20 protein-coding genes are annotated in these 23,358 nt (G+C 40.8%); 14 read left to right on the forward strand and 6 right to left on the reverse strand.

Annotated features, from left to right (window positions below; translation table 11 throughout):
- Positions 1–104 precede the first annotated feature (104 nt).
- Complete coding sequence (locus IEY67_RS13245) at positions 105–1,724, forward strand: sensor histidine kinase (RefSeq protein WP_229801057.1); 1,620 nt, start codon at positions 105–107, stop codon at positions 1,722–1,724.
- 89 nt (positions 1,725–1,813) lie between these two features.
- Complete coding sequence (locus tag IEY67_RS13250) at positions 1,814–3,049, forward strand: BamA/TamA family outer membrane protein (RefSeq protein WP_183671647.1); 1,236 nt, start codon at positions 1,814–1,816, stop codon at positions 3,047–3,049.
- Positions 3,050–3,300: 251 nt separating this feature from the next.
- Here the strand turns inward: IEY67_RS13250 and IEY67_RS13255 are convergent, their stop codons facing one another.
- Together IEY67_RS13255 and IEY67_RS13260 are read right to left on the reverse strand one after the other, a co-directional pair.
- Entirely contained in the window at positions 3,301–5,853 is a 2,553-nt protein-coding gene (locus IEY67_RS13255) for a DUF5686 and carboxypeptidase-like regulatory domain-containing protein (protein ID WP_122354405.1), read from the reverse strand.
- Positions 5,854–5,983: 130 nt separating this feature from the next.
- Complete coding sequence (locus IEY67_RS13260; protein ID WP_122373220.1) at positions 5,984–6,532, reverse strand: AAA family ATPase; 549 nt, start codon at positions 6,530–6,532, stop codon at positions 5,984–5,986.
- A 289-nt stretch (positions 6,533–6,821) separates the two neighbouring features.
- On the opposite strand from IEY67_RS13260, the gene thiD reads away from it, so the two are divergent.
- From thiD to thiC, 4 genes are read left to right on the forward strand one after another with little or no spacing between them, the layout of a single operon-like run.
- Positions 6,822–7,670, forward strand: a complete 849-nt coding sequence (gene thiD / locus IEY67_RS13265) for a bifunctional hydroxymethylpyrimidine kinase/phosphomethylpyrimidine kinase (protein ID WP_122357319.1) — start codon at positions 6,822–6,824, stop codon at positions 7,668–7,670.
- Positions 7,667–8,269 carry a thiamine phosphate synthase gene (locus tag IEY67_RS13270; RefSeq protein WP_183671648.1) on the forward strand — a complete coding sequence of 201 codons (603 nt, stop codon included), beginning with the start codon at positions 7,667–7,669 and terminating at the stop codon, positions 8,267–8,269. The genes thiD and IEY67_RS13270 overlap by 4 nt, the downstream gene beginning before the upstream one ends.
- Complete coding sequence (locus IEY67_RS13275) at positions 8,254–8,952, forward strand: thiamine phosphate synthase (RefSeq protein WP_183671649.1); 699 nt, start codon at positions 8,254–8,256, stop codon at positions 8,950–8,952. The genes IEY67_RS13270 and IEY67_RS13275 overlap by 16 nt, the downstream gene beginning before the upstream one ends.
- Before the next feature lie 22 nt (positions 8,953–8,974).
- Positions 8,975–10,681: a phosphomethylpyrimidine synthase ThiC gene (thiC, locus tag IEY67_RS13280; protein ID WP_122357316.1), complete on the forward strand. Its 1,707-nt coding sequence runs from the start codon at positions 8,975–8,977 to the stop codon at positions 10,679–10,681.
- A gap of 92 nt (positions 10,682–10,773) precedes the next feature.
- Here thiC and IEY67_RS13285 read toward each other — a convergent pair whose 3' ends face one another.
- Both IEY67_RS13285 and IEY67_RS13290 read right to left on the reverse strand, forming a co-directional pair.
- Positions 10,774–11,619 carry a patatin-like phospholipase family protein gene (locus IEY67_RS13285; protein ID WP_183671650.1) on the reverse strand — a complete coding sequence of 282 codons (846 nt, stop codon included), beginning with the start codon at positions 11,617–11,619 and terminating at the stop codon, positions 10,774–10,776.
- A gap of 88 nt (positions 11,620–11,707) precedes the next feature.
- Complete coding sequence (locus IEY67_RS13290) at positions 11,708–12,706, reverse strand: 2-hydroxyacid dehydrogenase (protein ID WP_122357320.1); 999 nt, start codon at positions 12,704–12,706, stop codon at positions 11,708–11,710.
- Between the two features lie 91 nt (positions 12,707–12,797).
- On the opposite strand from IEY67_RS13290, the gene IEY67_RS13295 reads away from it, so the two are divergent.
- The 7 genes from IEY67_RS13295 to IEY67_RS13325 all read left to right on the forward strand — a co-directional run bounded on the left by IEY67_RS13295 (position 12,798) and on the right by IEY67_RS13325 (position 21,477).
- On the forward strand, positions 12,798–14,708 hold the full coding sequence (locus tag IEY67_RS13295) for a biosynthetic peptidoglycan transglycosylase (RefSeq protein WP_183671651.1): 1,911 nt from the start codon (positions 12,798–12,800) through the stop codon (positions 14,706–14,708).
- Positions 14,709–14,808: 100 nt separating this feature from the next.
- Positions 14,809–15,408: a LemA family protein gene (locus IEY67_RS13300; RefSeq protein ID WP_122357313.1), complete on the forward strand. Its 600-nt coding sequence runs from the start codon at positions 14,809–14,811 to the stop codon at positions 15,406–15,408.
- Between the two features lie 20 nt (positions 15,409–15,428).
- Entirely contained in the window at positions 15,429–16,412 is a 984-nt protein-coding gene (locus IEY67_RS13305) for a TPM domain-containing protein (RefSeq protein ID WP_183671652.1), read from the forward strand.
- A 673-nt stretch (positions 16,413–17,085) separates the two neighbouring features.
- A complete protein-coding gene (locus IEY67_RS13310) occupies positions 17,086–18,039 on the forward strand; it encodes a bifunctional helix-turn-helix transcriptional regulator/GNAT family N-acetyltransferase (RefSeq protein WP_122357311.1) in 954 nt (317 codons plus the stop codon).
- Positions 18,040–18,768: 729 nt separating this feature from the next.
- Entirely contained in the window at positions 18,769–20,121 is a 1,353-nt protein-coding gene (locus IEY67_RS13315; protein ID WP_183671653.1) for an AAA family ATPase, read from the forward strand.
- Positions 20,122–20,358: 237 nt separating this feature from the next.
- Positions 20,359–20,580, forward strand: a complete 222-nt coding sequence (locus IEY67_RS13320) for a DUF2188 domain-containing protein (RefSeq protein ID WP_183671654.1) — start codon at positions 20,359–20,361, stop codon at positions 20,578–20,580.
- Positions 20,581–20,583: 3 nt separating this feature from the next.
- On the forward strand, positions 20,584–21,477 hold the full coding sequence (locus IEY67_RS13325) for a hypothetical protein (RefSeq protein WP_183671655.1): 894 nt from the start codon (positions 20,584–20,586) through the stop codon (positions 21,475–21,477).
- Positions 21,478–21,593: 116 nt separating this feature from the next.
- On the opposite strand, the gene IEY67_RS13330 is transcribed toward IEY67_RS13325, so the two are convergent.
- Both IEY67_RS13330 and IEY67_RS13335 read right to left on the reverse strand, forming a co-directional pair.
- A complete protein-coding gene (locus IEY67_RS13330; RefSeq protein ID WP_183671656.1) occupies positions 21,594–22,514 on the reverse strand; it encodes a DUF5712 family protein in 921 nt (306 codons plus the stop codon).
- 4 nt (positions 22,515–22,518) lie between these two features.
- Positions 22,519–23,103: a BfmA/BtgA family mobilization protein gene (locus IEY67_RS13335; RefSeq protein ID WP_183671657.1), complete on the reverse strand. Its 585-nt coding sequence runs from the start codon at positions 23,101–23,103 to the stop codon at positions 22,519–22,521.
- A 95-nt stretch (positions 23,104–23,198) separates the two neighbouring features.
- On the opposite strand from IEY67_RS13335, the gene IEY67_RS13340 reads away from it, so the two are divergent.
- Complete coding sequence (locus tag IEY67_RS13340) at positions 23,199–23,354, forward strand: hypothetical protein (RefSeq protein ID WP_183671658.1); 156 nt, start codon at positions 23,199–23,201, stop codon at positions 23,352–23,354.
- Positions 23,355–23,358 lie beyond the last annotated feature (4 nt).

Consider the following 23,358-nt stretch of genomic DNA (forward strand, 5'->3'; position numbering starts at 1 on the left):
GGAAGTATTTAAAATATTAATGATACATTTGTCGATATTTGCAAGGGGTAAATCTTTATTATAGTTTTATGGGAATGCTTATTTCGATAAATAATCTATTTTTGATGTTAACAGTGGAAACAACCATATTACTTCTGCTTCTTCTGCTATCGGTTGTTATCTCCTTTTTTCTGTTGTACAGAAACCGGAAATTAGCTCGAGAAAACGACCAGTACAAAGTCAAACTGGCAGGAGAACAGACATTGAGCGAAACAGTAAAAGAACGTCTTTTTAGCATCGATATTCTGGATAATCTTCCTTTTCCGGTTTTTGTCAAGGATATCAATGATGATTACAAATATCTCTATTGGAATAAAGAGGCGGAGTTACGGTCCGGCACTGAACGTGAAGAAGTTCTGGGACATACGGATTTTGATATTTATGGTGCAGAACGCGGTATGAAATACCGCAAAGTCGATGAACAATTAGTCCAGATAGGCGAAAACTACAGAGCAGAAGAAGATTATGTAACCCCGGACGGCATTCTTCATAATACGATCGTACATAAATCCATCATCTCGCACGACAAGAACAGATGGTTGCTGATCATTCGCTGGGATATTACACAGATAAAGGAATATGAAAAAGAGCTGATCCAGGCCAAGGAAAAACTGGAAGATGCAGCAGATACACAAAACCTGGTATTGAACAGCATAAACTTTGGATTGATCTATATCGACAAAGAATATAAGGTACAATGGGAATCTACGTCCAATCTACAGGGGAAAGCCAAAGGACGCCGCTATACACCGGGAAAGATCTGCTATGAAACTGTTATGGGAAGAAAAGAGCCCTGTACCCAATGTGCACTCAGCGAAGCGATCATAAAAGAGCAGCCGGTGCGACATGAGTTTTCTGACGGCGAAACGACATTCGAGATCAGTGCAATCCCCGTTTTAGATCATTCGGAAACAAATGTTATCGGCGGTTTAATGAAGATAGAAGATATTTCAGACAAAAAGAGAATAGAACATCTGATGTATGAAGTAAAGAAAGCTGACGAAGCAAACCGTCTAAAATCAGCATTCCTTGCCAATATGAGCCATGAGATCCGCACACCGTTAAATGCGATAGTCGGCTTCTCAAACTTATTGACGGAGACGGATGATCCGGAAGAGAAACAGGAATTTGCACATATCATTTCCACCAATAATGAACTCCTGCTCCAATTGATAAACGACATTATAGATATGGCCAAAATCGAATCCGGCTCGTTGGATTATGTCTATACCCAGACAGACATAAATGAGCTGATGGAAGAGATTTGCAGCCAAATGAAACTGAAGAACAAATCTGAAGAAGTCAGTATATCATTCGACCAGAAGCTTCCTCAATGTATCATTTACACAGACCGCACCCGGCTGATGCAAGTGATAATCAACTTCCTCACAAATGCATTGAAGTTTACGCCTAAAGGAACTATCACATTTGGCTATACATTGGATGAAACTGAAAAGAATATCCGTTTTTATGTGAAAGACACCGGAATAGGCATACCGGAAGATAAAAAAGATAAGATTTTCGACCGCTTCGTCAAACTGAATTCATTCGCCCAGGGCACAGGACTCGGACTTCCTATCTGTGCTATGATAGCCGAAAAATTCGGAGGGAATATAGGCGTTGAATCCCGGGAAGGAGAAGGATCCCTGTTCTGGATTGAAATTCCGGTACAAAAAGCTGAATAAACCTAAAGAAATACAAAGGCTGACAACCAAAGTATAGGTTAGTATGTTTTCTTTTTCATACTTTTGCAACCTAAAAATAAAAGCAGCCGATGTCGAAACATTTAATCGTTTTCACAGGTATCATCCTATCTGTTTCTTTTTTATCCGGAAAGGCCCAAAATACAGAGCCGACCGATACACTCCATAAAGAGGCCATTTTTGTTGACGGACAGCAATTGAACGAGAAACAACTTAAACGTTATTATCGGCAATTACGAAAAGACTCCATCAGAGCTAACAAAAAAATATGGTGGTCGGTCCTCGGAGGACCGTCTTATACTCCGGAAGCATCACTCGGTGTTGGCGGCGCTGTGTTGGCCAGTTTCAGAATGAATAAGAACGATACAATCTCACAACGTTCCTTCCTTCCGGCGGGCATCAATCTTTCGATCAACGGAACAATCGTGGTTGCAGGAGCCGGGACATTCTTTTTCAATCAGAATAAATTCCGTATTTATGCCAGCTACGGATACAGGAACGAGCCGGCACATTATTATGGAAAGGGATACGAGACGATTGAGCATGTAGACAGAAGCGATTCAACCACTCGTTATCACCGGAGTTATTTCCAGATCTACCCCCGCTTTGTCTGGGAGATACGCCCCCACTTCTATCTGGGAGGGCTGTTCGATATAAATTTTACGGATGCCTCGGATATTAATCCGGTAATGGAAATAGATCCCTACTTCAACCGGTTCAAACGAAAATATCTGAATGTAGGTATCGGTGGCTTGATCCAATACGACACCAGAGACGATGTAGCCACACCGACACGGGGCGTATTACTAAGTGGAAACATGAAGGCTTTCGGCAAGTATCTCGGAGGCACTTATAATTATGAAATACTGGAACTTGAATATCGGCACTTTGTAAATGTGTTCCGCCCCAGAAGTACACTGGCATGGATCGCCAAGAGTCAGATCGGCATGGGAGATGTCCCCTACTCCGAATTACCGTCTTTCGGTTCACCCTTCGACCTTCGCGGATATTACTGGGGTAAATACAGGGATAAGTCTATGGCTTACGGAATCGTGGAATACCGCCATATGTTCGGTTCTCAGGCTAAATACAAAAGCGGAAACTTCTGGGCTAAATGCGGTTTTGTCGCCTGGATGGGAACCGGAACGATCGGTAATACTCCTTTTGACTGGAATAAATGGAAACTGAATTTCGGTGCCGGATTACGTGTACAAATGCAACCGGGTAAAAACTTCCGATTGGATATAGGAAAGGAACCGGGACTGGATGGAGTGCAGGTTTATATGAATATGACAGAAGCATTTTAAAGGATTTACCAAAACAGGACTACCGTTGTAATTATCAACCAATTACAGTTTTCTCGTAGTTTTCTTATTTGGAAACTCCAGTTTCCTCCGCAGGGAACTACAATTTCCTGCCTGGGAAACTGCAGTTTCTTCCCTGGGAAATTCCAGTTTCCTGCTTAGGAAACGAGAACGATACTGCATAAAAAAACTTCCGTTGCCAGTAACATGAATTACGGACAACGGAAGCTTTATTTATATTTCAAATATGCCGACTAAAACGACAACTTCATCGAGAAGCGAATACCTTTTGTCTGTATGCCCGGATGATCACGGTAAGTCAAACGCCATACATAATCGAGACGAAGGAACTTAAAGATGTTTTCGATACCTACCCCGGCTTCCATATAAGGCGTATTTCCTAATGTATAGGATCCTTCCGGGAACAAATACAGATCTTTACCGCCATAATAAGGGTTATTCTTATCTGTCAGATTACCCCACATACCACGGAATGAAAGCACCTCTCTCCATTTCAGCTTTTTAATCAGCGGAAGACGGTTCAAAAGAAGTCCGTTCATGAAATAGGTAACATCCCAGGATGCGTATTCATCACTGATAAATTCCATTGCGTTCATGTTCGTATAGGACTCCGGCTGGATTGTATATGACAAGTTTGCATTTGGCAATATCAGCAATGGATAAGGAACCTTGTCCCACACCTTGCCTGCCTTACCGATAATATCGATGTATCCGAAAGCAGAGAACCAGAAACGTTTCTGGATACCCAGGTCTGTACGGTTATAGGTATAATCGGCACCCAATACACCTTTTCTTGCTGTAATATGGCTCAAAGTGATTACCGGAGCATCGAAAGTAATCGGATAACGGTAATTACGTGTCTGATAGAATTTCTCGTTCGGAGCATAGCGGAACTTAAATTCCAGCTCTGTCATTGAATAAGATTTTATCGGAGTGATACGGCCATCTTCTTCTATTCTGTCGAAAACAGCATAGTCTGTCGAATATTCTTTCTTGTTACGCAGGACAGCACCGTAAGCAATACCGTTATAATGTTCGCGATAGTAAGTCAACTCGGCATTTCTCAAATAAGTAGCACGGGTATCTCTCTGACGTTTCCATGCCAGGAAGATATTATCCTTGTTGGTGTACATATACTGTTGTCCCAGCTGGTTGATATCGTACAGATATTCCAAACGGATGGAATTGACCGGATACTCTTTACGATATTCTTTCTTATCGTTGAACGAATACTCTATCAAACCATTATATTTGATCTTCCGGTCTGTCGTACCGTAAGCGGCATATCCTTCCAGGAACAATCTTTTACTGAAAGCAGTCGTAGTCGTACCTCCGACACGGAAGCGGGCACCTTCGATCGCATTACCACTGATAAAGGTATTGGCCGGTCCAAACTCAAATTTGTTTTTAACAGGATCAGTACTTGTGCCTATATACCCCGAAGTCAGGATCGTTATGATCTTCTCTGTCACATAGAATATCGGAACCGAACGTAATTTCTCCATCAGCTTATCGACCGTATTCTGATTCCGCTTTCCGGCTTCCTCGGGACGATTCAGGTCCCAGAAATCTTCCGGTTGCTTGTAGGCATTCTGCAGCGTGATGACCGGAGCACTTTCTTTAAATATCCCATCGTCCTCAGGAGGCAGGAAAGAATGATTGCTGTATATGTTCAGCCTTCGGGCATACATGCCTTTCGACTTCTCCGTCAGCTTGAAGTCTACATTTATATCATCTTTGGTTATGATACGTGTTCCGTCTTCCGTCCTTTCAAAAGTCTGTTCGATCGTCATTCCACTGACAAAGTTCAGGTTGATGTTTTTAGGGACATTCAATATCGCCTTCTTGACGAAATAGGTAGAATCGAGCGTCACGAACAAATGCCCCGTAAAGCCAAAGCCTTCGGAAACAAAAGGAACAAACCCCAGGTCCACACATTGTTGTCCGTTGACCTCCAGCGTATCGAGCAGATAATACTTATAGAAATTAGGCCCCATGCTGGACAACGGGCTTACAAAACGTTGCAGGAAGAGAGGAATATCATTCTTGAAAATATCTACTTCACGAAAAACTTCTCCCAGGAACTGCTGCATACCATCACGTGAGAAAACTTCATCCACACCCGCAGCCTTGGCTCCCAATACGACTCTTTTCTCCACCTTAGGATCTTTACGGTAAAAGACACCTTCCACCTTCTCTTTTTCCGATACGGGCAGGATAGTCTTGCCGATATCCAACGTATCGATATAATCGATCAGGAAGTCGAATTTACCGGCTTTACCATTTTCCTTTTTGGGTTTCGGATGATAATCGTTCATTGCGAAAACCATCTTCTCATACTGGCTATAGCTGAAGTAATCGTGGTTACGCGGATTGTTACTTTCGCGTGAATCGATCACATTCTTGACGAAGGCGACGGCCGGATTCTCTTTTTTACTGTATTTTTCCTTTTTGGGCTTGACTACAACTTCCGAGATAGCGAAGCTGGAAGGCGCTAAAGCTATCTTGAAATAATTCTTCTTTCCGACAGCAACTTTAAACTCTTTTTCTTCGTATCCAAGATAAGAAACGGATAAAGTTCTTTCATTAGATGATGTTGTCAGTGAAAACTTCCCGTCATCGTCTGTCGTTGCTCCGATAGTTGTACCTTTCAGTATAACTGAAACATATGGTAACGTTTCTCCAGTGATCGAGTCCGTTACAATTCCGTTTATTATTGTGTTCTGACCCTTTGATGCAAAAGCTATCAAAACGAATGTCAGAATAAAAACAATCTTTTTCCCCATTATTTTATATTAACTCCCTCGTTAAACTCCGCAAAATTATAACAGATTCTTTTTTCTGAATGTTCCAAATTGAACCGATTATATTCCAATTGACAACAAAATTCATTAAAAGGCCCCAATATTGATGTTTTCAGATTGAATTTATACGATCAATAATGAAATCCTTCCTTGCTTCCACAGGCAATTGGGGTACTTCGATCAATGTATAACCTGCATTCTCATAAACATCTCTCATTACATAATATGTATCTATCGCTTCATTAAATGATTGTTTACGTTCTTTATCTGTATGGTATATACTTTCCCACGGGGGAAGTATAAAAACCTGTTCACTATACCTATATTTATTAACGGCCAGTTCTATGTATTTCCGGTCGTTCAACCCTATTAACTGTGCATAAGCCAAAGTATCAGGTATGCCCCTGTCAAAGAACAGGACACCTTCCTCTTTTGCATGTGCAAGATACGAATCGACAGAGCGTTCCAGCATTATCTTCGTATATAACCCGGTATCTTTCCAGGGCAAAGCATCTCCTCCCTGCAGTTGTTGTTCTTTGATTATATCTCGTGCAACCTCTTTTACAGTCTTTAATCCATCTTTTTCAAGTTCTTCAATTAGCGATGTTTTACCTGTTCCAGGCCCTCCGGTAATCACATACAAGCCTTTATTATTCAACATGTTCAGTCACCTTTAAGATTGTTATGGTAAAAGGAAACACAATCCGGAAGAAAAGCTATAATGCCGGATATGTACTCGCAAATATACTGGATTATTTCTTTATATGTATCAATTCTCTCTTAAATTTAACAATTCACTTTTGTTTTCTCCTGTCAATCTTTCTACCTTTGTCCGCGAAAAGGGGGTGCCATACTGTAAACGGGCTGAGATTATACCCTGTGAACCTGATGCGGGTAATGCCGCCGTAGGAAAGACAGATAAGGCTTTTTCCCTCCTTTGGTATGTAAACATGAAAACAGATACGACGTATCGCTATCCGGTAGCACTTACAATTGCCGGTTCCGACAGTGGTGGCGGAGCTGGCATACAAGCAGATATCAAGACATTCTCCGCCATCGGTGTTTACGGAGCTTCCGTCATAACATCGGTCACAGCTCAGAACACCCAGGGTGTCAGAGGCATTCAGGCTATTTCTCCCGAGATATTGAAAGGGCAACTCGATGCTGTCTTTGAAGATATTACGATAGATGCTGTGAAAATAGGAATGGTACATAACAAGACGGCAGCCGAAATTATCGTTGAAACAATAGACAAATTTTCTCCCGCATATATCATACTGGACCCGGTGATGATCTCTACCAGCGGGAATAAATTGCTACAGGATGATGCCATCGAAATCATAGTCCGCGAACTGTTCGTCCGAAGTACATTAGTCACTCCCAATATCGACGAAGCGGAATACCTGTCAGGTGTAAAGATCTTCTCCGAAAAAGATATGGATCTGGCTGCCGGAAAATTATTGTCCCGGGGCTGCAAGGCCGTTCTAATGAAAGGCGGCCATCTGAAGACAAAAGATATGACCGATATATTATATATGTCGGAAATGTCTCCTGTCCGCCTGTCCGCCGAAACGATAGAAACGACGAACGGTCATGGGACTGGCTGTACATTATCTTCGGCTATTGCTGCTTATCTTGCTTTGGGTATGAATCTGCCTGAAGCAGTCGGTTCTGCCAAAGAGTATATCACACAAGCTATTCAGAGTGGAAAAGATGTAAAAACGGGGCATGGTCATGGCCCTTTGAATCATTTTTTTGCCCCGGTTCCATTACATAAAATAGAAATGAATAGGTCATGAAACTGATAGCCATAACGACTCCTAATTTCTTTGAAGGCGAAGGTCTGATCCTGACGGCTTTATTTCAGGAAGGAATGGAAAGAGTGCATTTGCGTAAACCCCAGGGGGATAAACAGGTATTACGTTTATTATTAGATACTGTCCCGGAGGTGTTTCACTCCCGTATCGTCTTACATGATCATTTTGAACTGACATCGGAATATAATCTTGCCGGCATACATCTGAATAGCAGGAACCATATTATACCGGAAGGTTTCAAAGGTAGTATCAGCCGTTCCTGTCATTCCTTACAGGAAGTAAAAGAAAATCGACAACTCGATTATGTCTTTCTCAGTCCTGTCTTTGAGAGCATATCTAAAGAAGGATACGGTAGCGGTTTCTCTTTGGAAACTTTGCAGGATGCCGCTTCCCATAAGATAATAAATGAAAAAGTAATCGCTTTGGGTGGTATCAGTAACGAAACGATCCCATCGATCCGTTCAATAGGTTTCGGAGGCGTAGCCGTTTTAGGTGCATTGTGGGGAAAAGTACCGGATATATCACAAAAAGAAACAATTATCAATCAATATAAAAATATACAACTATGCCTGAAAAGATAAACAGCCAGTATGCTTGTTTCACGGAAGAGAACACACTTCCGTTGATGTTCATCACACACCGTACTGAAAAATATACAGAAGAAGACCAGGTCAAAATAGCCCTGGAAGGCGGATGTAACTGGATACAGATACGAATGAAAGACAATCTTACCCTAGATGCTGCCGAAAAGCTGGTTCATTTAGCAGGATCATCCTGTCGGGTATGCATAGACGACAACCTGGAGATCGCTATTAAAAGCAAAGCTCTCACTGTACATCTGGGTAAGAAAGATATGCCGGTCAGCGATGCCTGGAAAATTATCCGTCAACAAGGATACGGCGACCTTTTCCTGGTAGGTGCCACAGCCAATACCTTTGAAGATATCGTGGAAGCAGACAGGCAGGGCGCCTCCTATATCGGTCTTGGCCCATATCGTTTTACGGAAACAAAAAAGAACCTGAGTCCGATACTCGGTCTCGAAGGATACAAAAGAATCATGGAACAATGCCGGGAAGCAGGACTAAAAATTCCTATATTTGCAATCGGAGGAATCCGGTATGAGGATATCGCCCCTTTGATGAGTACCGGAATTACAGGGATCGCCGTATCATCGGCTATTACCCAGGCGCCCGATCCTGTAAAGGAGATGGAACGTTTCTGTTTAATAATAAAAAAGTATAGCAAGCAAATAGATTTACATTGATCAAAATATAAACAATATAACAATGGCAAACAAGAAAAATACGATGCGTATCACCTACCCGTCATCGGAGAAGATATACATTCCGGGAGAGATCAACAAGATCAAGGTTGGAATGCGTAAGATAAAACTTCTGGATACCGTTACACTGGATGAAAACGGAGAAAAAGTTTGTAAGAAAAACAATCCGGTAATTGTCTACGACACAAGCGGACCATTCTCCGATCCGAAGATAAACATCGACATAACAGCCGGTATCCCACGTATCCGTGAAGAATGGTGCAGCAAGCGCAAGGATATCGAACAGTTGAGCGAACTTACATCGGAATACGGACGTAGCCGCCTGGAAGATAAAAGCCTGGATGCTATCCGTTTCCCGAAACGCCACCTCCCCTATCGTGCGAAAGAAGGCAAGAACATCACCCAGATGTATTATGCCAAACGCCGGATCATTACGCCTGAAATGGAATACGTTGCCATACGTGAAAATCAACAGATCGAGGCATTGGGACTGAAATCGTATATTACACCGGATTTTGTCCGTAAGGAAATAGCAGCCGGGCGTGCGATCATACCGTCCAACGTCAACCATCCGGAAGCGGAACCGATGATCATCGGTAAGAAGTTCCTGGTGAAGATCAATACGAATATCGGAAACTCGGCCCTCTCTTCCGGTATCAGCGAAGAGATTGAGAAGGCGGTATGGAGTTGCAAATGGGGAGGCGATACGTTAATGGACCTTTCCACAGGCGACAATATCCACGAAACACGCGAATGGATCATTCGTAACTGTCCTGTACCGATGGGGACTGTTCCCATCTACCAGGCTTTGGAAAAAGTGAACGGAAATGTGGAAGCACTAAGTTGGGATATCTATCGTGATACATTGATCGAACAGGCCGAACAAGGTGTAGATTATTTCACGATCCATGCCGGTCTACTGAAAAGTCATATCGATCTGACGGCAACCCGCCTGTCGGGCATCGTGTCACGTGGCGGTTCCATCATGGCGAAATGGATGCAACTGCACAATGAAGAGAACTTCCTTTATACCCATTTCGCAGAGATTTGCGATATATTGAGCCGGTATGACGTAGCTGTTTCGATTGGCGACGGGCTTCGTCCGGGTTCTATTTATGATGCGAACGATGCCGCCCAGTTTGCCGAGTTGCATGCAATGGGTGATCTGACAAAGATTGCCTGGGAGAAATTCGTTCAGGTAATCATCGAAGGTCCGGGACATGTCCCAATGAACAAGATACATGAAAATATGAAGGAGCAGCAATATGCTTGCCACGGGGCACCTTTCTATACATTAGGCCCGTTAACAACAGATATCGCTCCCGGTTATGACCATATCACTTCTGCTATCGGTGCGGCACAGATTGCATGGCACGGAACAGCCATGATCTGTTATGTAACTCCGAAAGAACATTTAGGACTGCCGAATAAAGAAGATGTACGTAACGGTGTGGTTGCTTATAAGATAGCTGCCCATGCAGCCGACCTGGCAAAGGGACATCCGGGTGCTCAGGTACGCGACAACGCTTTGAGTAAAGCACGTTTCGACTTCCGCTGGAAAGACCAGTTCAACCTGTCGCTCGATCCGGAACGGGCTTTGCAATACTATAAGGAAAGCGCTGTCACCGATGGGGAATACTGTACGATGTGTGGTCCGAATTTCTGTGCTATGCGCCTGAGTAAGGATTTACATAAAGAATGTAAAGAATAAAAAGAACGAGGGGGTGTCAAAAGATGATATTTACCGGACGCAGAATTCTACGATATCTGCGTCCGGTTTATTTGTTTTGACATACCCTCAAATTATTCATGCTTCCCTGAAAACAACCTCGCAGCCAGCTCATACCCTTCATTGTATAACGCTTCCAGCTTCTCCGGATTACTTTCCGTCCGCCCCACCTCCATCTTATTTTCAGGACGGATCACAAAGGCTTTCCCTTCCGCTTCCAGTTGGTCGATATAATCGAGTACTTCGTTATAACGCTTATATCTCAGTTTGAGCTGTTCACGTATAGCCGGATATTGTTTATAGATAAATCCTGGCAGATAAAAATTCTTATCTTTCTTGCGATACCCTTTATTCCGTGTCAGAATGATCACGTTTTTACTGAAACCGTCATCGATAGCCCGTTGGATGGGAATAGCATCACACACACCACCGTCTACCATCGGAATGCCGTCTACACGAGCGACCGGACAAAGGATCGGCAACGTGCAAGAAGCACAACAAATGTCCACCAACCTCTTTTTATCCTTCTTCTCTTCAAAGTATTCCGCCTTTCCCGTCAGACAATTACTCGTGACCATCACGAAGCGATCTTTCGACCTGAAGTAGGCATCATAATCGAGCGGATAGAGTTTTTCCGGATAAATATAGAACAGATATTTCATATCGATATATCCTCTGCCACGCAGAAAATGGCGCAGACCGATATAATTATATTCTTTCAATAAATCTATATTGCTGTAACGGGAGCGTCCCCGTTGCCGGGAAGCATACGAAATACCGTTGCTGGCCCCTGCCGACACTCCGATCGTATAAGGGAACCAGAGATTGTGGTCCATAAAGTAATCCAATACCCCTACTGTAAAAACGGCGCGCATTCCCCCACCTTCTAAAACAAGTCCTGTCTGATCATCTATTTTCATAATACGTAAAATTAAAAGACCATTGCCTGGCTCACACCGGACAATGGCCACAAAAATATAATAAATCAGCGATAAAAAAATAGTCTGTTTATAGAATAACTTCGTTCACTAGTGGACGATTTTGCCGGAAATCTTCGATGTTCTGCAAAGTCGTTTCTGCAATATTATGCATTGCCTCCTTGGTAAAGAAAGCCTGATGCGAAGTGACGATCACGTTATTGAAAGATAATAAACGTGCCAGCACGTCATCATCGATAATCTTGTCGGATTTATCCTCATAGAAGTAATCTCCTTCTTCTTCGTATACATCCAGTCCGGCTGCCGAAATCTTCTTTTCCTTCAGTCCTTCGATCAGGGCATTCGTGTGAATCAATTGCCCACGGCCGGTATTAATAATCATTACACCGTCTTTCATTTTGTCGATCGAATCCTCGTTAATGAGGTAACGGGTCTGATCCGTCAACGGACAATGAAGCGAGATGATATCCGACCCGCGATATAATTCATCCAATGTCACATAAGTAATACCTTCTTCCTCCGCAAACTTGTGATCGGGATAAAGATCATAAGCAAGGATATGCATACCCAACCCTTTCAATATCCGGATCAATATCTTGGCAATCTTTCCCGTACCGATTATACCGACTGTCTTTCCGTGCATATCGAATCCCATCAATCCGTTCAGGGAGAAGTTTCCGTCGCGTGTACGCCAATAGGCACGATGTATCTTTCGGTTTAACGACAACATCAATGCCAGCGAATACTCGGCAACGGCATAAGGAGAATAAGCCGGAACACGGACGACCGGAAGTTTTCCTTTGGCAGCAGCAAGGTCTACATTATTAAAACCGGCACAACGCAGAGCCAGTAGCTTGACACCGTTGTCTGCCATCGCATCGATTACGGCTGCATCGGCTGTATCGTTCACGAAGATACAGACAGCGTCGGCATCTTGCGTCAGGACCACATTATTGGGATTAAGATGTCCTTTATAATACTTTATATCGTAATTATATTTCTCGTTTACCTGATCAAAGGAAGCTATATCATAAGGTTTAGCTCCAAAAAATGCAATCTTGTATGACATATTCATTTATTTGTTTTTATTAAAACAGATAAAAGATATGAAATGTTGAAAAAATATCTACTTTTACTCCCGTTTTAAACAAGAAGAATATATGCATCAACCTGTTAGAAAAGCAATTGCGGCAGGTGTCATTCTTTTAGCTGTTTTGGTTCTGCTTTCGTTTTCCGTACGGAACATATTCGTACGGCAATACATCGACCGTAAACTGGAGAAGCTGGAAGAAACGCGCCGGATATCTGTTCATTACGACGACATAAGCATGATCGGTCTCAGCGGCATACAAATCAAAGGATTATCTGTGACACCGTCGGATGCCGATACGTTCCTGCGAAGCCATTCTTTCCGGGTGAAGCTGGATCGCTCCGCACTTCTTCTTTTTAAAGTCTCCGTAAAGAGTATAGAAGCCGACGACGTGAATATTTCCTTTATAAAGAAAGACAATACGTCCAATTTTGAATTTCTGTATCATTCTGTCCCATCTGCGGAGATAAATGCCCATACTGAAACAGAACAAAATTTTGCACGGAAGACAGGCCGGTTGTTCGGGCTGCTTTTCAAGTTACTTCCCGATAATGCGACCTTACGCAATCTAAGTGTTTCTTATCTGAACAAAGGAGATGAACTCCTGATCGAGATACCTTCACTGATCATAAAGGATAGCCGTTTCGCTACCGGAATACGAAGCACGGAAAACGGAGTACGAAGCGAATGGGTTTGTGAAGGTTCGCTGCTGGACAAGGGAAAAAAGATCGAAGCACAGCTGCATGCCAAAGAGAATACAAAGATCACCCTACCCTTCCTGAACTATCGCTGGGGAGCACAGATACAGTTCGACACACTCACATTCAAACTGGAGGAAATACTCAAAAAGAATGAGCTACACGCTGTCCGGGGACAGGCACATATCAGCGGACTAACACTTCATCAACGACGCATTTCTCCCGATACTGTTTTACTGGACCGGGGAACTGTCGACTGCCAGGTAAATATCGGAAAAAACTATCTGGAACTGGATAGTGTCTCCCAGGTAAACTTCAACCAATTGGATTTTCATCCTTATCTGAAGGCTGAGAAAAAAGATGACTGGCATATAACTGCTTCGGTGAATAAACAGGACTTTCCGGCAAATGACTTGTTCGCATCCCTGCCGAAAGGTTTGTTTTACAATCTGGAAGGATTAAAAGCCGACGGAACATTATCATATCGGTTTTTACTGGATGTCGATTTTGCCTCATTGGATAGCCTGCAACTGGAATCGTCGCTTACCGCCCGTAATTTCCAGATCATTCAATATGGGAATACTGATCTGCGAAAAATGAACGAACCGTTCGAATATACCGTTTACGAGAATGAAGAACCGGTGCGTACGTTCGAGGTCGGTGAAGGCAATCCTTCTTTCCGGCCTTTCCCGGCTGTATCCCGTTATTTGCCTCTGGCCATCATGCAAAGCGAGGATGCCGGTTTCTTTTATCACAATGGTTTTATCCCGAGTGCGATCCGTGAATCCCTGATACTGGACCTCAAAGAACGGCGGTTTGCACGGGGTGGAAGTACGTTGAGTATGCAGCTGGTAAAAAATGTCTTCCTGAGTCGTAACAAAACGATTGCCCGGAAACTGGAAGAGATGTTGATTGTCTGGCTGATAGAAAGTAACCGTCTTACCTCGAAGGAACGGATGTTTGAAGTCTATCTGAATATCGTCGAATGGGGACCGCTTGTCTACGGTGCAGCCGAGGCTTCACATTTTTACTTTGCCAAAGAACCTTCGGCCCTGACTTTAGGAGAATGTATCTTCCTGGCAAGTATCGTACCTAAGCCGAAACATGTTCGCTATTGCTTTGACGGTTTGCAATTAAAACCCTATTATACGGAGTTCTATCAGGTAATCCTTAGTCGTCTGGTCGATCGCGGACTGATAACGCCTCAGGAAGCAGAAGGTATACGTCCCGAAGATTTGAAAATAACAGGACCTGCCAAATATTACTTGACAGATACCCACTAAATATTCATTGCAACCAACAATTGTATAAACAGTTTCTTCTTCTATCCTGTTTTTTATATAGCTTTGCACAACTATGTATAACAATTAAAGCAAAAAGAAAATGTTTAAGAACAAAGCTTTGTGGATTACACTTGCCATTATCGTGGTACTTTTATTTGCCGGATACTCTTGGGTAAAAAGTACATACAACACAATGGTCACACAGGATGAAGGAGTAAAAACAGCCTGGAGCCAGGTAGAAAATCAATATCAGCGTCGTATGGACCTGATCCCAAACCTGGTCAATACAGTAAAAGGATATGCTACTCATGAAAAGGAAACATTGGAAGGTGTAGTCAGTGCCCGGGCCGAGGCCACCAAGACAACCATCGATCCGTCTAACCTGAATGAAGAGTCGATGAAGAAATTCCAGGCTGCACAGGGAGAACTGAGCAGTGCCCTTTCCCGCCTGATGGTCGTACTGGAACGTTATCCGGACCTGAAAGCCAATCAGAACTTCTCTGAATTGCAAGCCCAACTGGAAGGAACGGAGAATCGTATATCCGTAGAACGTAAGCGTTTCAATGAAACCGCACAAACGTATAATACTTATATCCGCAGTTTCCCTACCAATATCCTCGCCGGTATGTTCGGATTCCAGCCGAAAGCTTATTTCAGTGCGGAAAGCGGTGCCGAGAAAGCTCCGAAAGTAGAATTTTAATTCGATAAGTTCAGATAAAAATGAGAAATCTGAATAAAATACTGACGGGTAACCGCCTGCAGGCTTTACTGCTTGCAGGTCTGTTCCTGCTCTCTCTTTTCCCGCTACAACTTTCTGCAGTGCAGGATTATACTATCGAGACAGTTCCGAATGTCCGTCTCTTCGACCGGAATAATCATGTAAGCAATCCGGATGGGATCATTCATCCGCAGGATGTCGAGCATATCAACCGTTTGCTGCAGATTGTAGAAGACAGTCTGGGGATCGAAGTGGCCGTAGTTGCTGTGGAAAGTATCGGTGATAATGACGCCCGTATGTTTGCTACAGACCTGTTTCGGCATTGGGGATTGGGAAAGAAAGACAAAGACAACGGCCTTCTGATCCAGCTTGTCACTGAGCCGTCACAGCGTTCGGTTGTTTTCGAGACTGGTTACGGTATAGAAGGTATTCTTCCGGATGCAATCTGTTACCGCCTGCAACAAAAATACATGATCCCTGATCTGAAAACGGGCGATTATAGTGCCGGTATGCTGAAAGGGGTTGCCGCAGTAAAAGAATATCTGATGGCAAGCGATTATGAACGTGCAGCCATGACCGGAGGAAATACCAGCAGACAAACGGAAGGCGACGATCTTTTTCTATGGTTATTTCTGGTCATGATGATCATTTTTCCTGCCGGGATCTTTATTCTTGTATCCATCCTCAAATACCGTCCTCGTATCTGTCCCTGTTGCGGACAAAAAACATTGGTATATGTGGGCCAGCAAGTGATACAAAGGGCTACTTACAGTTCGGAAGGATTGGCAGAAGATACCTACAGATGTAAGAATTGCGGCTATACAGAAAAGAAAAACCGTCATATCAGCCGGTTAAGACGCAGTACGGGACCTGTCATCATTGGTGGCGGCGGACGAGGCGGAGGCTTTGGAGGCGGTTTTGGTGGTGGCGGTGGCTCCTGGGGAGGAGGACGTTCGGGGGGCGGCGGTTCTATTAGTCGCTTTTAAGCAAAATAAGTAGTCTGATTTGCGTAAACAGGTTAGATATTTTACCGAAAACAGGTAGAAAAGTTATTTGAGATCCCCTTCTTCATCCGGTTTACACCCGGGTGTAAACAATAACGAGACCCGGGTGCTGATACTATTCACACCCGGGTCTCACCGTATTTTTCTACCTACTCTTCTGAAAATAAACTATATACTTTATCAGAATATCTCCTTATATAATTCTTTTAATGAGAGTATGATAGGTACTATGATAGTTAAAACAAACAACTATCATTATACATATCACTGATTATAAATAACATATATCGATTTATGATAGTATGATAGTTGTTTTGCAAAACATGTTTGTACTATCATGAATTTAGTAGTCAAAACAAACATACATTTGGAACCACATCATTGCAGCTATCATCAAGTAATAATTCCATATACGACCATCGGATATGAACATCTGTATATTGTTTCTTATCATCAGTTTAGAAATGCTGTTGCTATGTATGAAATATGGATATGAACATATAAGCAGCGCATTAGATCGGTCAGAACTTTATCAGAATACCCCTTTTCATATGTTGAAAGAGTAGTAAATTGCTAAGAATATTTGCATATATTAGGTAAGTTACCTACATTTGCGTAATTAATTACGTATCTACTTAAATAAAACCGATAAAACATGGATTTCTTTAATCAAACAGGTAAAATGGCAATTGGTAGCAGGCTACGGATGTTAACCGATAAAATAACTAACGATGCCGAACGGATTCACAAAATGTATGGAATAGACATTCGTGCAAAATGGTTTCCAGTCTTTTTCGTATTAGCACATGGGGAAGCAAAAACAATTACTGCTATCGCAAAGGAAATAGGACATTCCCATCCTTCAGTTAGTAATATTGTAAAAGAGATGGTTACAAGAGGAATTGTAAAGGAGACAAAAGATAAGTCTGACGGAAGAAGAAACTTAATAATGCTATCTCCCAAAGGAAAAAAAATGTCAGAGATACTCATCGAGGAATGCTCTGATATGACCGTTACTATAGAAAATATTTCATCTGAAGCGCATAATGATTTATGGCAAGCCATTGAAGAATGGGAATGTTTATTATCAGGCAAATCATTACTGGAACGTGTAAAAGAGGTAAAAAAGCAAAGAGAAAGCAAGGATATTCAAATAACACTTTATGAACCTTGTTATCAGGAAGCTTTCAAGTCGCTCAGTGAAGAATGGATAAACAAATACTTCAAAATGGAAGAAACCGATTATGCAGCAGTCAATAATCCCCAAGAGCTTATTATAGATAAAGGGGGAGAAATTTTTGTTGCACTTTACAAAAACGAACCTGTTGGTGTTTGCGCTTTGCTTAAAATGAATGATGAACATTATGATTATGAGTTATCTAAACTTGCTGTTAGTCCTAAAGTACAAGGGAAAGGCATCGGGCTGCTTTTAGGGCAGGCTGTTATCAATAAAGTAAAAGAATTAGGGGGGAGAAATCTGTACTTAGAAAGCAACACTGCTTTAAAACCGGCAATTCATATCTATGAAAAATTAGGTTTTAAAAGGATTTTTGGGCATAGTACATCCTATCAGAGATGCAATATTCAAATGGAATTGATACTAAAATGAATAAAATACTATGGTGAGTAAATTGTTTATCTTGAGTATTGCACAACTATGCACAAAAAAATCTCAGCCCCTCCAAAATAGCACTACGCAAAATAGTATGAATAAGCAAGAAAGATGCAAATTCGTGGGACTTTTTCGACTAAACTTTAGCCCCACGATTTATCCACCGATAATATGCTTGAAACGGCTATTTTCTGCGATCTTCCCCCAAAAAAGAAATCCCTGATAACATCTAATTATCAGGGATTTGCTTGATTTTTCTTTTGTTTTCTGTGATCCGCCTGGGATTCTCCGAGTAGAGTTACCATGCTGATATTTAAAACTTTATATTTTTTGCTTCAAGCATATCCCATGATTTAACCCACTGATTTTCTACGTGCTTTTGCAGTAGTTTGCTCATGGAGAATACTAAGGGCAAAGATAATTTTTTATTTTTGAATCTGCAAAACTAGAAAGTTGTTTTATATAGCTGCTAGTGCCGATAAGGGAGTTTTTATTTTAGTAATTTCTCATGGTTTTACTTACCATTTGAATATTACCGAAACAAGAGATTGAAAAGTACATATACCTTTAAGTATTATACGCACTCCTTATAACCATTCACTTTTTCAATTAATTTGAAGCCTAAATATCAGTTGTCGACGATTTTTTCAAAAATAAAGACGAAAAATATTGCTTATTTGTATTTTATGTCGTATGTTTGCAATGAAATTGAAAATAAAGACAATTATGATACTGAGAGCAAAGTTTGAAAATATACTATCTTTCAATTATGAAACCGAAATTAGTTTCATTGCAGGGAAAGGTACATCTCTTCCGGCACATGTATATAGAGCCGAAAGAAGAGATGATATATCGGTTCTGAGATCATCTATAATTTATGGAGCTAATGCTTCTGGCAAATCTAATATGATCCGCTGCGTAAATCTTTTAAAAAATATTGCATTAGGAAGATTCCCAAAAAATAACTGGGATGTATTTAAGCTTGCACCTGAAAAAAAGGTAGATTCTAAATTGGAAATTGAGATTAAGGCAGGCTCTTCGTATTACTCGTATGGGGTAATCTTTAATATCAGGGGTATTAAGAAGGAGTGGTTGTATCAAATTAGTAGCAGGACAAAGAAAAAAATATTTGAACGTATACAAGAGATAGATTATGCTAATTACTCCTTTGGGGAGATTGAAGGAAATGAAGAATCTAAACAATTTGTAAAATTTCTTTCAGAAGGAACACCGATAGATAAAAGTTTTTTATCCGAATACCATAAAAGAAATGGGAAAGGTATAATTGCGATCAGCAACGTTTATAATTGGTTTGATGATAATTTGAAGATTATTTTTCCAGAAACTCGTTTTCGTGGTTTGTCTTTTCGACTGGAAAAAGATGATGAGTTTTCAAATGTGACCAAAAGACTATTGCGTTTCTTTAATACTGGTATTTCTGATCTTAAAAAAGTGGCAACTAATAAAGAAGAAACAGATTTACCCAAAAAGCTAATTTCACAAATCCTCTCAGAAGCTAAGCCAGATGAAAACTGCTGTGTCGCTTCTTCCGATCAACAATCTGTATATTTCTTCGAAACGGATAAAGAGGGGCAAACTAAGATATACAAACAAATGACTGTACACAAGAATAGTCAAGATGAGGATGTCATTTTTGATATGGATGAAGAATCTGATGGCTCTATTAGATTGTTGGATTTTATTCCAATGCTTATTGATCTTCAATTTAATTCAGCAGTTTATTTAATTGATGAAATAGATCGTAGTATGCATCCAATAATGTCTCAAAAAATATTTGAATATTATTTTTCGCAACTTTCTAATGCTAATAATACTCAACTTATTTGTACGACACACGAGTCCCATTTACTAGATGTAGATTTTATTCGTACAGATGAGGTTTGGTTTGTTGAAAAAGAAAGAGATGGCTCTACTCGATTGACATCATTGGCAAACTTTAAACCACGAGTAGATGTCCGTAAGAGCTATCTTCAAGGCAAATATGGTGCAATACCTTTCTTTGCTAATGTGAACACTTTAAACTGGAATAAACTAAAAGATAAAGATATGGAGAAGTAAATAACAGTTAACGACTATAAAAAAGAAAAGAGAGCTACTTGGCGGCTGCTCTCTATTTCAGAATTTGTTTTTGTGGGTTGTAGCAACTTCCTTAGAAGATAGTCACTTTTAAGAAATCCCGTTATTTCACGTGCAAAGCTAAAACAAAAATCGGCAATTCCAAAGTCCTTTTGATGTTTTTATGCTATAACAACCCTCGTTTGCTTATTGTTTAGTTATAATTTTAATGTGATTTTTATGAAGAAAAATCAACATGTTGTGCCTTCTGGTGATGAGTGGGCTGTAAGAGGTGAGGGTAATAGTAAAAAGACAAGAATTACCCAAACTCAAAGAGAAGCAATAGAAATTGCCCGTACGATTGCACGGAAAGAGCAGTCGGAGTTAGTAATTCACGGAAAAGATGGTCGTATTAGACAAAAAGATAGTTATGGTAACGATCCTTTTCCTCCAAGAGGTTAGAATATGATAGATAAAGTACGCATTAGGAATATTGATAGTTATCTGATTGGAATTCATGACAATGATAACTTTTTTGTATCAAAAAAGGTGAGTGAAATAAATGTCGATAAGTTAAATCTTCTTGGCTTTTCTATTCCTCTCATTAGTGGAGAACAGATTTTACCTCGCGCTTTAGGTGCTGTTTCTCGGTTAAATGCTAATGGTAGTTTCATAAAAAGAAGAGACTTACCTATGGAAACTAAATATAGAGAAGTTTGTATAAAAGACTGGCATGGTGATTATCATTATGTAGATGTTCCTTATAAAAGGTATCAGAGAGAAGATATTCCAGCCCCTTCAATAGAGTTGAAAATCATAGATATTTCTGGTAACTTATATGTTACATCACCTTTATTGCATAAGGATGATTTGAGTGTATCTAAAATTAAGCATGTTATTAATTTGTTTTTAGAGTTATTTGGTCCTTGTGAGATCCTTACTGAAAATTTGGTTCCAGCGATATCGTCAATTCCAACTACAAGGGTTAATTGGCGTATTCTTCCAGAAGGAGACTACCCTTGGACTAGATTAGCTCAGTTAGCTGGAGATTTGTCCAGTAATAGAACCGGAAAAGCAAAAGTTCAAGAACATAATATTGATACGATTCTCCGGTTTAGACCTTCTGGGCTAGTTTATGGGGCTGGTGGTTTTAGAGGATATTTGGTATTTAAGTTTCCATCTAAAAATCTATTTATAATGGAGAATGTAATTTATGGGAATGCAACGTATGTTTTTGAAGATGATTGGGAACAATTTTCTCAGCTAACCAAAGCAGAGATAATTCAGAATAGTCTTGTAAAGAAACGAATCGAACATCGTTCTGGATGGGAAGCTGAAATAAGAAGGCTTTTATCTTAAATATTGAGTCCAAAGACTTTATTGCACAAAAAGTCTTTGGACTTATTTAATAATTGGGGTTCAAGGTTACTCCATCAGGTAGCGGTCTATATCGTTTCTTACTTCATCATATTCAATCATCGCCTTATCCATTTTTTCTTTTTCTTCTTGCGTTTCTGTGCTTGTAATTCTTCTGCCAATGTAGCATTGTAATTGTTGCTATCTCCCAATGAAAAGATAGACAAAAGAGAATCACTACTATTACTGTTTTGCAGATTGTAAGGGTGTTTGTTATCCTGCTTACTAGCAAGATTGCAAGAAATCTTGTTTTCTTTTTCACTGGATTGAAATGTTTCTTTCTTCTTCTCGCCAGAGATTTTTTGTTCCTGAAATTTAATCTGTTCGGTTATAGAACCATTCTTCATTGTATTGTGGTAGTTAAACGATTCTGATTGTTGGCGGTCATAACCAAATAGTTTATCAAAGCCCTGTTCCGCTTGTTGGAACAGATTTACACGCTCAAAGCCTCCTGTCACCTTTCCTTCCTTGGTATTCTTATGATTGGTAAGTGGTGACAGCTTCTTCTTATTCGTTTGGTCTTTACGGCTTACGATTAAATGGCAGTGCATATTCAATTCATTATCTGAACGGCTACGGTCAAAATGAATCTTACCATAAAACTTTATATCCGAAGCGGATAGTCCTTTATTGAAGTTTTTGGCATATTCAGGAATAAATACTTCCCGTATATAGCGTTTCATAGCTTCGGCTTGTTTTTGTTCTGTGTTACCCATCGCTCGGAGTTCTTTTTTCGATGGGCTGATATGAATAGCAAAAAACTTAGCATCAGTTTTCAGGAGTTGCCCAATATTGCTATCTATATCTTTTATGGCGGTTGATTTATAGATGTTATCCTCCATCAGATTGAAAAAACCTTCAGTATAGATACCTTTTTCCATGCGTTCCAAATCTTCATGCTCTAAATAATTAGCTAGCTGTCGGCAACTCCCAGAATTATTATATGTTCCATTTGATGGCGGGGCAAAATCTATGTGCATAACCCTATGTGTTTATCAGATTACCGATTTCAGTTTTTAAGTTCTCTTTCCTTTTGCTATCCATCACACCACAAGCAGAAAGTTCTGAATAGAGTTGTATCAGGTGAAATAACTTTTTATAATCCCGTTGGTGTATTTGGTAGAGTGCATTTATCTGTTTGGATTGGTTATTTATCACATCAGCATGATTACAGAACTGTTCACTTAACTTTTTAAGTACGGCTGTTTGTCTCTCCTGACTAGCTTCCAGTTGAGAATGAATAAGAGTTTCTAAAGTTTTCCCGATTGTATCGAAACGTAAAGCGATAGAATTTGTAGCCCGTATCATCGGATTCAGTTGTTCTTCCTCGTAATGACGAATGAAGCGGATAATATCATCCTGTCTCTTATTTATTTTCGCCAGTTCTGATTTTACGGATTCAGGTGCTTCCGATGGGTTGATATGCGCCTTATCTATATATCCGAACGCCAACTTTACAACTTCGCTCTTTTTCAGTGAATAGCGTTTGCATATCTTTTCTACCAAAGCTGCCGTTTCCTTGTCTATGGAAATGGTGGTGAATATCGTTTTTCGACTGCTGTTTGGCATAGTAATTACTTTTTTATAGAAATATGAATAGATAAATACCTGATAATAAGGATTGAAAAGAAAATACTTATTACAGGTGTCATTACAGCGTGTTCTTGCAACACGCTAAAGCCGAAGGCTTTGCCCCGCAGGGCAAGAGGGAAGAACAGGACTTGTCCAGTTCCCTCTTGCTCGATTTAGCGAAACGGGCTGAACCGATAGGTGAGGCAGTTTGTGCTAAATCGGGGTGGTGGTACAGAGGAATAGCCTAAACAC

The sequence above is a fragment of the Parabacteroides faecis genome, from assembly GCF_014647375.1.
In the GTDB taxonomy this organism is placed as follows: domain Bacteria; phylum Bacteroidota; class Bacteroidia; order Bacteroidales; family Tannerellaceae; genus Parabacteroides; species Parabacteroides faecis.